Here is a 10,658-nt window from a genome sequence, read left to right as displayed (position 1 = left end):
GCGCAGATCTTAAAGAACTGCCTTCTGCTGACCTGCATGGGTCTCTCCTTCATTCATTGTCACATTGGATGAATTTAAAATTCAGTTCGCGCTTCCCTCAACAAAACCAGAAGCGCTAAAATCGCTGGTGCGATATCACCTTTATCGGTGTGGGATACATTCCTATATAAATGGAATTATACCCATACCATTCTTAATGTGAATGTTACCACATTGTGATTATGGGTTATAACTTTCAGGGCCGCATAGTGAGCCAGATCAAACCTTCAGATATTGACCTTTCAACCGGAATTTGCGGCGCCCGACAACTTAACGTGCTACAGCGCCATCAAATGGCCGAGCCGCAGTTGGATTGGTTGGCAGAGGAAGTACCGGTAGCACTGGTGTACAACGGCATTTCTCATGTGGTGATGATGGCCACCCCCAAGGATTTAGAGGCTTTCGCGCTGGGGTTTTCGTTGTCAGAAGGCATTATTACCGCGCCACAAGAAATCTATGCCATTGATGTTAATCCTGGCTGTAATGGCATAGAAGTTAACATTGAGTTATCCAGCCGCCGTTTTGCCGGTTTAAAAGAACGCCGACGGGCGATGGCTGGCCGCACTGGGTGCGGTGTCTGTGGTATTGAGCAACTGGACGATATTTTCCGCCCAATTGCGCCCTTGCCGTTCACGCAATCTTTTGATTTTAATCATTTAGACCATGCACTTGCACAACTCAAACAGGTACAAACCGTGGGCCAACTGACCGGCTGCACCCATGCCGCCGCCTGGATTAATCCTCAAGGCGAATTATTAGGTGGCTGTGAAGATGTAGGCCGCCATGTGGCACTGGATAAACTGCTCGGGGTCCGAGCCAAACAGCCGTGGCAGCAAGGCGCGGTGCTGGTTTCCAGCCGCGCCAGCTATGAGATGGTACAGAAAGCCGCCATGTGCGGGGCCGAGATTTTATTTGCTGTTTCAGCTGCAACAACCTTAGCAGTTGAAGTCGCCGAGCGTTGTCATCTCACCTTGGTTGGTTTCAGTAAACCCGGCCGGGCAACGGTGTATACCCATGCGCAGCGGATTCAAGAATAGAAAGACCACACAATAAGTACGGCATTGATAATCATTTTCAATATCATTTAATTAACTATAATGATCCGAATGCTTACGCGGTGCTTACTTTTTTTGCGCCGCCCTACACCTACGGAGACGATGATTATGAGTTACTCACTGCCATCCCTGCCTTATGCTTATGACGCCCTGGAACCACACTTCGATAAGCAGACGATGGAAATCCATCACACCAAACACCACCAAACCTATGTTAACAATGCAAACACGGTGTTGGAGAGCTTCCCTGAGCTGGCTAAATTCAGTGTTGAAGATCTGATCAAAGATCTGGACAAAGTTCCCGCTGAAAAACGCACCTTTATGCGTAATAACGCCGGCGGTCACGCTAACCACAGCCTGTTCTGGAAAGGCCTGAAACTGGGCACCACTCTGACCGGTGACCTGAAAGCCGCTATCGAACGCGACTTCGGCAGTGTTGACAGCTTCAAAGAAAAATTTGAACAAGCTGCGGCAACGCGTTTCGGTTCAGGTTGGGCTTGGCTGGTACTGAAAGACGACGGCAAACTGGCTGTTGTCTCGACGGCTAACCAAGATAGCCCGCTGATGGGCGAAGCCGTTTCTGGCGCTTCAGGCTTCCCGATTGTCGGCCTGGATGTGTGGGAACACGCTTACTACCTGAAATTCCAAAACCGCCGCCCAGACTACATCAAAGCATTCTGGAACGTGGTTAACTGGGACGAAGCTGCCGCGCGTTTCGCTCAAGCTAAGTAACGAGAGCAGCTATACCCCATAGCTTCAAGTTCGAAAGATATATGCCAGCAAGGCCCTCTTGCTGGCATTTTTATTGTTAAAGTTTAGCCAATTCCTGCCGATAGAATGTACAAGAAGGTCACTGGTATTCATGGAAGAAATCTATGAATGTAGAAGTCATTACGTTTGGGAAAAGCACTCTTGCCAAGGCTATCCCACATACCGCCAGTTCCCCGAAATCCTCTAATAATTAGACCTCCCCAAACTCACCTACGCTGATTGATTTGCAGCAAAAACACCGCATAACGGAGCAGAACATGGCAGGATTTAGCAAAGTTTTTAGTCACTTTGAAAACGTGAAAGTCGGTAAAAAGCTGGGGTTAAGCTTTTTCCTGATGTTGTTATTGGTTGGGGTCATCGCTGGTACCACCGCATATCATTTCTCCGTCATTGAAGAACATGCTTATAAAGTCGATTTGAGCTACAAAATTAATAATGAGGCTAATCAGGCAAAATATAACCGTGCGTTATATGAACGCACCTATGACTTGAAATACATTAAAGAAAACTCAGAGCATATCAATAAGATAAAAGACTTACTGACTCAAAGTGAAGCGCTTGGTTGGTCGGAAAACAACCGCAAAACGATCAGTAACATTGCCGATGTGGTAGACGAATATCTGCAACAACAAAGCAATTTTGTGAATGCTGTAGCCCACAAGGACGATGTGCGCAAAAGTTGGAATATCTCGGAAACTCAAAAGAACCTCAATGAGTTACAGCAAAGTTTGCTCAATGAAGGTGCCGATACCAACACCCAGATTCTGCTGGCGGAAATGAACCAAAAGTTAATGACCGTGCGCTATAACGCGCGAGGTTTATTACTGGATCGCAACCAGGATGCAGAGTCTTCATTGATTACCTCAATCAATATTGCCAACAGCGCGGCGAATGCTTTTATGCCAGTGCTATCAGCCGATCAGCAAAAACTATTAGCTCCAGTCATTTCCAGTCTCAGTGCCTATAAAGACAACGTATTAGCCTATTTGCCAGCATATCAGCAAGAGCTGGAAGTGGGTAAAGTGATGGAAGAGAATGCCAATGAATTAAATAAGTTGGCCACTCATTTGTTCACTCAAGAACTGCAAGGCACTCATGATGAAATCAATAATGCGCAATTACAGCTAGCTATAGCAGCTATTGCAGCCCTGATATTGGGTTTACTGATTTCATGGCGCATGACTCGCCAGATTACTGTGCCACTGCGCACCACGTTGGCGATGGCTGAGCGCATTGCCACCGGTGATTTAACCGCAGCAACCACCTCCAATCGTACTGATGAACTGGGCCTGCTGATGAATGCCGTCGCCCGGATGAATGAAAATCTACGCGCCATGATTGACGAAATTCGCATTGGCGTCAGTCAGGTGTCTCATGCCTCCGGCGAGATTGCCGCTGGCAATACTGATTTATCATCCCGAACAGAGCAACAAGCTGCCGCGGTAGAAGAAACAGCTGCCAGTATGGAGCAATTGAATGCCACGGTTAAACAGAATGCTGATAATGCCCACCATGCTAATCAGCTAGCGACGGAAGCATCACAAACCGCGCAACAAGGCGGCAAGCTGGTTAACGATGTGGTGCGCACCATGAACGATATTTCTGGCAGTTCTAAACGCATTTCTGAAATCACCTCGGTGATTAACAGTATTGCTTTCCAGACTAATATTCTGGCGCTGAATGCCGCAGTTGAAGCAGCGCGCGCCGGTGAGCAAGGCCGTGGTTTTGCTGTGGTCGCGAGCGAAGTGCGTAATTTGGCACAACGCAGTGCACAGGCAGCAAAAGAAATTGAAGGATTGATTGGAGAGTCGGTGTCTCAAGTCAATGCCGGTACATCATTGGTACAAAATGCGGGTCAAACGATGGAAGATATTGTCCGCTCAGTGACCCATGTGCGCGATATCATGGCGGAAATTGCCTCGGCCTCCGATGAGCAAAGCCGGGGCATCACCCAGGTCAGCCAGGCTATCTCGGAAATGGACAGCACCACTCAACAGAACGCCGCATTGGTGGAAGAGTCTGCCGCTGCCGCTGATTCATTGGCAGAACAAGCTATCTTACTGGCACAAGCTGTTGCCGTGTTCCGCCTGTCCGAAGCAGAAACTGAATCTGTTCAAAGCAAAACTACCACTCCACGGGCAACCCCACCACGCCCAGCACCAGAGACTAACCGCACCCAACAGCAGGATAACTGGGAAACCTTCTGATTCTGCGTTAAACCATGGAGCCCTGCCGTCAGGCAGGGTATTCTGAGTCTCCCTTCTGAACGCAGGCAAGGAGAGCAGATGAAATTTCCACAGGTTTATATCGGTAAAATCGAGCCTTACAACGGCAGTTCCCCAAGTGCCATTGGCAAACGTCAGGTGCAGGGTGGCATTATGCTCACATCTCTCGGTTTGGAAGGGGATGAACAAGCCGAAACTCGCTTCCACGGCGGCCCGGATCGGGCATTATGCCACTACCCGCGCGAGCATTATGCTCACTGGTCACAGCAATTCCCTGAACAAGCTGAGATTTTTTCCGCTCCGGCTTACGGCGAGAATATATCAACCCTCGGCATGACTGAACAAAATGTCTATATGGGGGATATCTATCGCTGGGGTGAAGCACTCATTCAGGTGACACAACCGCGCTCACCTTGCTACAAACTCAACTTCCATTTTGCTATCGAAGATATGTCGGTGTTGATGCAGCAAACCGGCTACTGCGGTTGGTTGTATCGTGTGATTTTACCCGGCAAAGTCAGCGACGGTCATCCACTGGAGCTATTAGCGCGCACCAGTGATATCAGTGTATCGGAGGCCATTGCTATTGCCTGGCATATGCCATTTGACGAAGAACAGTATCGCCGCTTGTTGTCAGTATCTGGATTATCCGCCAGTTGGAGCAAAACCATGCTGACCCGCATTTCGCAGGGAAAGATAGAAGACTTTAATCGGCGGTTGCGCGACTCTTGATAGATTAAATATCAAACGATAAAAATACGCTATTGCCAAGGATGGCAAATTATCTTAAAGATCTTTCTAAAGAGAATTAATTAAATAGGCTATTGAAATTAACGATCTGAATATATGACTCCATAGTATTAAGCTGTTTGTATTAGAAATAGTGGCTATTGAGTCCAATCTTCAATTCGTAGTTTTTTAACTCGTTCAAACTCTCTAATATTATTAGTTACTAATATTGCTCCAGCAGAAACTGCATGCCCGGCTATTGCGGCATCATTTCCGCCAATTGGTGTCCCCTGCTTTGCCAGCTCAACTTTAATATTAGTCGTGGCATCAACAGCTGCGGCATCCCACGGCAAAATAGCATCTAACCTTTTTACAAATTCATCAACTAAATAATTATGCTTTGGAGAAGCTTTCTTACCTATAGCACCAAATCGCATTTCTGAGTATGTAATTGCTGAAACAACTATTTTATTCTGATACTCAATACACTGTTGTAATTTTATAATTAATTCTGCTGGTCGTTCCCGCATAATAAAAGAACAAATATTCGTATCAAGCATATATAATTTTTTGATCATAACTCGAAGCGTCCTTCTTCGATAACATCCTGTCTTTCGGCAAGAAAATCATCATCTGCCTTATCTTCATCCATGAATGATACCCATGTCGGGCGTATGGGTCGTAAAATAATACTATCACCGTCTCTGAGTATTTCCAGCTCGGTCACGCCATCAAAATCCATATCTTTTGGCAAACGAATTGCTCGATTCTGCCCATTTTTGAAAATAGATACCGTTCTCATATTTTTACTCCTGATGCTCGTGTCATTGAAAACACTAGCATATGCCAAGCATATGTCAAGAGTAGCGTCAAAGCTAGAAAACAAACCAGGTGGCGGCCATGCCACACACCCGGTTATTTTGAAAGTCGCAATCAGAATGCTTTTTTGGCGTAACCCGTCACTTCTTTCAAGCCCATCTCGCGGCCTAATGCTGTCATTGGGTGTACCACCACAATACCGCGCACTGCTTTCTTCAAGGTGCCCATATCAGCCTGTTCTTTTTTGGTGATGGCACGGCTGAAGGGCAGTTTAGCCAGCTTCTGGGCTTCAGCACTCAGGTTTTTAACCCTGACTTCTTTCAAGCGCTGGATTTCAGCCGCCAGTTTCTCTTTTTCTTTCATGTGCTGCGCGATTAACTCCATATTACCCTGCTGAATAACAACAGGATCTTTATGGTTCAGCGCATCCAGCATATCGCTTAGACGTTTAATTTCTGCATGTTCTTTCATAGTATTGGCCCGTACATGCCTCTATGGGCACGATATTTCGCTAAAGTTGGAGATAGGATAGCACTGATTGTGCATCAAGATGGATAGTGTATCAGGATGCATCTCTTTCGGCAGCAGCCTCCTGAACCGGCTGCCACTGCATTCCGGCCGGTAAACCACTCATTTCACATGCAACCGCCCCCAATCGCTCCAACGCCCCGGTATAACGGCTATTAAATGGATAACAGCAGGATAGGCGAAATGCATGGCGATAACGGCCACTGGGTGAATAAAGCGTCCCCGGCGTCAGGCAAATCTGCTCTTGCAACAATTGATGAAACAGCGCGACGGTATCGACGCTATCAGGGAATTCGACCCAGAATACAAACCCGCCCGCTGGCTGTGTCACCGTCGTGCCGCGCGGGAAGTTGCGGGTTATCAGTTGTTGGGCTTGCTGTACTTGCTGCGCATAACGGCGGCGCAAGCTACGTAAATGGTGATCATAGCCGCCAGATTCAAGAAACAGTGCCAGAGTCTCCGACAATAGCATCGGCTCCGCCATCGACGACACCGCTTTTAGCTTGTGTAATGCTTCTGCGAAGCGGCCCCCATCAATCCAGCCGATACGGAAATCCGGTGCCAGTGTTTTGGTAAAACTGGAGCAAAACAGCACCCAGCCATCACGATCAAAGGCTTTAACTGCCGGAGATAACGTCGAACCAAATTGAATTTCAGCATACAAACCATCTTCAATTAATGGTACTTGATGATCGTTCATCAGCTGTGCTAATCGTTTTTTAGCGGTGAGCGGCATGGTATAACCTAAGGGATTCTGCACCGTCGGCATCGCAATCAGTGCATTCAGTCGCTCTTCTTCAAGCAACAGCTCCAGTACATCCAATGAGAGTCCTTGCTGTGGATCGGTTGGAATCTCCACGGCTTTCAACCCGAGGCTTGCCAGTAATGGCATCAGATAGAAATAGGTCGGTGATTCCAGCCCGACACAATCCCCCGGTTTGGTGGTCACCCGCAGCGCCAATTGCAGCGCCTCCATGCACCCATGCGTAATGGTGATATCCGCCGGATCAGCCAACATCCCCAGTGTCATGGCGCGGCGAGCGATTTGTTGTCGCAGCCGCTGGCTACCGGGAGGCAAAGAATATTGACTGATTAATTGCGGCTCGCGGCGTAATAAGGAAGCCATGATACGACCCAACTTGGCGCTGGGATAGAAATCACCTGTCTGCGGGCAGGCCAGTGAAATATTGGTAAAGCGCGGATTTTGCTGGGCGGCAAAAACGGTATCAATCAAATCCAGCACTTCGTCCACCGGTTTCCCGACCGTGGCCGTTGGCACCACTGCGGTTGACGGGCTACAGACATAAAAACCCGACTGCGGGCGCGCTTCAATCAGGCCGCGGTCTTCCAACGTGCGATACGCAGCCACTACCGTATTGATACTGACCTGATGGCTCTGCGCGTAGCCCCGCACCGAGGGCAGTCGGCTACCAGCCAGGAGACTGCCATTTTTAATGGCTTGCGCCAGATTGTCAGCCACTTGTAAGTAGCGAATTTCGTTCATAACAAGGGACATGGTGACAGTTCTCCACAGGATCAATGGGTACAGTTTAGCGTCATGCAAACTGTACCCATAACAATAGATAACTTCTGCTTCTGACGCCATCACGGATTGATGTATATGCTGAATCTCTTGGTAATATCAATAATATAATACCCAAAGTAATTGGAGTTGCAGGTAGGCGGCAAGCGAGCAAACCCCGATGAGCTTACTCAGGTAAGTGATTCGGGTGCGTGAACGTAGCTAACACCCCTGCGGCTTCAAGTACGAAGGGAGAGGAGCTCCCCCCATGTTGGACAGTGCTTTCATCAGTTACGTCACTGTAATGTCGATAACCCCAGGCCCGAATAACCTGCTGTTGGCCGCCTCTGGCGTTAATTTTGGTTTGCGCCGAACGTTCCCGATGATGTTGGGGATTACCTTTGGTTGCGCACTGCAATGCGCATTAATGACCACGCTATTGGCATTTATCCTCAGTTGGGTAGGGGTTGTTCGTCTGCCATTGGTGACATTAGGCGGTGGCTATTTACTGTGGCTATCCTGGAAGATTTATAATTCCGGCAGCCCCAGTGCTCGGGATAGTGAGCGGCCCATGGGGTTCATTCAGGGGGCATTATTTCAAGCGATTAATCCAAAAGCCTGGCTGATGGCAATGAATGTCGCCATCTTATTCACCCCACGGGAAGGCGCAACACTGAGTCATACTTTGCTGATTGTCGGTGGTTTTGCTTTGTTGAATCTACCTTGCGTGGCGGTTTGGGCGGTGATGGGGGATCAATTGCGTCATGCGTTGCGCGTCAATTGGAAGTTGCGGCTATTTAATGGCGTGATGGGCGGCTTGATGGCAATAACAGCCCTGTGGTTGTTAGCTGAGGAATGGCTCAGTGTCTTGAGTCATTAAACATGGCCAAGCGGTGAGAGTTTTGAAACTTGTTTTTGACTGATACGGGAGAGTAATTCAGTAATCGACAGCACCATGGTGGAGCGCACCATTTGCTGATAACGCTGGCGTTGCATGGCAATCAGCGAAGCATCGGCTTCATCTGGGCGTAAGAATGTTGGTACTGGTGGCAGCTCAGCAACACAATGCAGTTCACCAAATGGCCCGAGGATTTCGTCATCGGTAAAGCGATACTCGGTGCCATCATGGTTTAGCTCTTCACGCAGCGCCATTAATAACTCAGCATCTTCATATTCATGCCGGGTGATAACGCCCAAAGCATAAACCAACTTCAATCGTACGGATAACTCACCTAACGGCCCATCCCCGACCAGCAATGGCTCCACGGCATATTTCACCGCATAGTCATCTTTACGAAAAACCTGCACCACAAGAATGTTTAACGCTTCTGCCAATAATTCGACAGCAGCCATCAAGAAACTCCGAACGGTCTTCCCCGCGTTCAGATGTTCCAGTACCCGATTCTCAAATGCCTGTGTTTTTTCAATCATCGCTGGTCACTGGGGTGGTTAATGAGTATCCGTCCAACGGGTTTGGATAGCCGGCCAATACAACAACCGGCTTATCTGAGCACTGAGCATCAGTGCGTCAGCTTGTCCTGCATGGCGTTATACACACTCACCGCCTGTTCCACAACCTCGCTATCAGCTGGCAGTCCGGAAATTTGAGCAAGAGTGGCTTTCGGCCCTAACTTAGCCAGTAATTCAACCAGTTCTTGTGCTTGCGGGTCTTGCTCACTGCGGTAGCTCATTGCAGCCGCAATGCCGGTCACCAGGTTATTATGTGGCAACTGATATTCCAACGTCCCCAACAGCGGTTTGATCAAACGGTCACCCGCGCTCAGTTTACGCAGTGGCTGACGGCCAACACGCTCAACATCATCGTGCAGATAAGGGTTTTCAAAGCGGGAGAGAATTTTATCGATATAAGCCGCATGTTTCTGCGGATCAAACGCATAGCGCTTAATCAGCACCGCGCCGCTCTCTTCCATCGCACCTTTCACTGTCTGGCGTACTGCGGAGTCAAGAATGGCATCACGAATGGTTTGGTGACCGGCAAGCTGGCCCAAATAGGCGGTAATGGCATGCCCGGTGTTCAAAGTGAAGAGTTTACGCTCCACAAAGGCCATCAGATTGTCAGTCAGTTCCATACCGGCGATTTGCGGTGGCTGCCCTTTAAACTGGGTGCCATCAACAATCCACTCGCTGAATGTTTCTACTGTCACGGCCAGAATATCGGTACTACCTGCTTCTGATGGCGGCACGATGCGGTCTACCGCAGAATCAACAAACCCAACATGTTGCTCAACCCATGCCTGTTCACTTTCTGGCAAGGCGGCAAAAACATGCTGTTTCAGCTGGCTGGTGCCACGCACCATATTCTCACAAGCAATAATATTCAGTGGGCGGGTATTACCTTGTTGATGGCGGGTAACCAAACCTTGTGCCACGGTGCCTGCGATGCGGGCCAGAATTTGTGGGCCAACCGCGGTGGTGACAATATCCGCTTGTGCAATCAGCTCCACCACTTCCGGGCTACCACTGTTGACGGCGCTGACATTCTTCACTTCTTCAACCCGCGCTTGCTCACCCACTACATTAACTTGATAACTCTTACGCTTATTCAGCTCATCCAATAGCGGTTGATTCACATCTGCGAAAGTGAGTTGTGCGCCGGCATCAGCAAGCAGTTTGCCAATGAAGCCCCGGCCAATATTACCTGCGCCAAAATGTAATGCTTTCATGTTTTTTACCTTTTGCTGTATAGGGCCGTTTTCTCCCAACGGCCCTCTGCTCGTCATACTTCATTGACTCGCGGTTACTTTTTACCGCCCAATAAGTCCAACACTTCTTGTACGCTGGTCGTTTTGCTTAAGCGCTCAATGACAGAGTCATCGTCCAGTGCGTTGGTCAGGCTGGTAATGACATGAATGTGCTCATTGTTACGGGCAGCAATACCAATCACCAAGCGAGCCACTTCGTCTTCTTCATCGCCAAAGCGCACACCTTCAGGGTATTGGCAGAACACCA

Annotated in this window: 12 protein-coding genes; 5 read left to right on the top strand and 7 right to left on the bottom strand. The window is 48.7% G+C overall.

Annotated features, from left to right (window positions below; all coding sequences use genetic code 11):
- Nucleotides 1–221 precede the first annotated feature (221 nt).
- From fdhD to yiiM, 4 genes are all read left to right on the top strand, one after another.
- The gene (gene fdhD, locus ACNSO8_RS04800; protein WP_418393986.1) at nucleotides 222–1,076 is read left to right on the top strand and encodes a formate dehydrogenase accessory sulfurtransferase FdhD; all 855 of its coding nucleotides are present in this window, start codon (nucleotides 222–224) and stop codon (nucleotides 1,074–1,076) included.
- Nucleotides 1,077–1,202: 126 nt separating this feature from the next.
- Nucleotides 1,203–1,826, top strand: coding sequence for a superoxide dismutase [Mn] (gene sodA, locus ACNSO8_RS04795; RefSeq protein ID WP_013650637.1), 624 nt, complete (start codon nucleotides 1,203–1,205; stop codon nucleotides 1,824–1,826).
- Between the two features lie 296 nt (nucleotides 1,827–2,122).
- Nucleotides 2,123–4,072 (top strand): methyl-accepting chemotaxis protein, encoded by a 1,950-nt coding sequence (locus tag ACNSO8_RS04790; protein ID WP_418393985.1) that lies wholly within the window; start codon nucleotides 2,123–2,125, stop codon nucleotides 4,070–4,072.
- 78 nt (nucleotides 4,073–4,150) lie between these two features.
- Nucleotides 4,151–4,822 (top strand): 6-hydroxyaminopurine reductase, encoded by a 672-nt coding sequence (gene yiiM / locus ACNSO8_RS04785; protein ID WP_418393984.1) that lies wholly within the window; start codon nucleotides 4,151–4,153, stop codon nucleotides 4,820–4,822.
- A 155-nt stretch (nucleotides 4,823–4,977) separates the two neighbouring features.
- Here yiiM and ACNSO8_RS04780 read toward each other — a convergent pair whose 3' ends face one another.
- From ACNSO8_RS04780 to ACNSO8_RS04765, 4 genes are all read right to left on the bottom strand, one after another.
- Nucleotides 4,978–5,397, bottom strand: coding sequence for a type II toxin-antitoxin system VapC family toxin (locus tag ACNSO8_RS04780; protein ID WP_411917729.1), 420 nt, complete (start codon nucleotides 5,395–5,397; stop codon nucleotides 4,978–4,980).
- Nucleotides 5,394–5,621 (bottom strand): type II toxin-antitoxin system VapB family antitoxin, encoded by a 228-nt coding sequence (vapB, locus tag ACNSO8_RS04775; protein ID WP_005161959.1) that lies wholly within the window; start codon nucleotides 5,619–5,621, stop codon nucleotides 5,394–5,396. Before vapB ends, ACNSO8_RS04780 begins: the two co-directional genes overlap by 4 nt.
- A 131-nt stretch (nucleotides 5,622–5,752) precedes the next feature.
- Entirely contained in the window at nucleotides 5,753–6,109 is a 357-nt protein-coding gene (locus ACNSO8_RS04770; RefSeq protein WP_418393983.1) for a YibL family ribosome-associated protein, read from the bottom strand.
- A 91-nt stretch (nucleotides 6,110–6,200) separates the two neighbouring features.
- Complete coding sequence (locus ACNSO8_RS04765; RefSeq protein ID WP_418393982.1) at nucleotides 6,201–7,682, bottom strand: PLP-dependent aminotransferase family protein; 1,482 nt, start codon at nucleotides 7,680–7,682, stop codon at nucleotides 6,201–6,203.
- Between the two features lie 274 nt (nucleotides 7,683–7,956).
- Between ACNSO8_RS04765 and ACNSO8_RS04760 the strand changes: the two genes are divergently transcribed.
- Complete coding sequence (locus ACNSO8_RS04760) at nucleotides 7,957–8,568, top strand: LysE family translocator (protein ID WP_418393981.1); 612 nt, start codon at nucleotides 7,957–7,959, stop codon at nucleotides 8,566–8,568.
- Here ACNSO8_RS04760 and ACNSO8_RS04755 read toward each other — a convergent pair.
- From ACNSO8_RS04755 to ACNSO8_RS04745, 3 genes are all read right to left on the bottom strand, one after another.
- Nucleotides 8,565–9,119 (bottom strand): MltR family transcriptional regulator, encoded by a 555-nt coding sequence (locus tag ACNSO8_RS04755; RefSeq protein WP_005161972.1) that lies wholly within the window; start codon nucleotides 9,117–9,119, stop codon nucleotides 8,565–8,567. The two genes, ACNSO8_RS04760 and ACNSO8_RS04755, sit on opposite strands and share 4 nt — an antisense overlap.
- Before the next feature lie 89 nt (nucleotides 9,120–9,208).
- A complete protein-coding gene (locus tag ACNSO8_RS04750) occupies nucleotides 9,209–10,372 on the bottom strand; it encodes a mannitol-1-phosphate 5-dehydrogenase (protein WP_418393980.1) in 1,164 nt (387 codons plus the stop codon).
- A 74-nt stretch (nucleotides 10,373–10,446) separates the two neighbouring features.
- On the bottom strand, nucleotides 10,447–10,658 hold a 212-nt coding region (locus ACNSO8_RS04745), incomplete at its 5' end, for a PTS sugar transporter subunit IIA (RefSeq protein ID WP_418393979.1).

Source organism: Yersinia sp. LJYL362 (assembly GCF_048323875.1).
The sequence above is the reverse complement of the archived record's forward strand: the minus strand, read 5'-3'. Positions and strand labels throughout refer to the sequence as shown.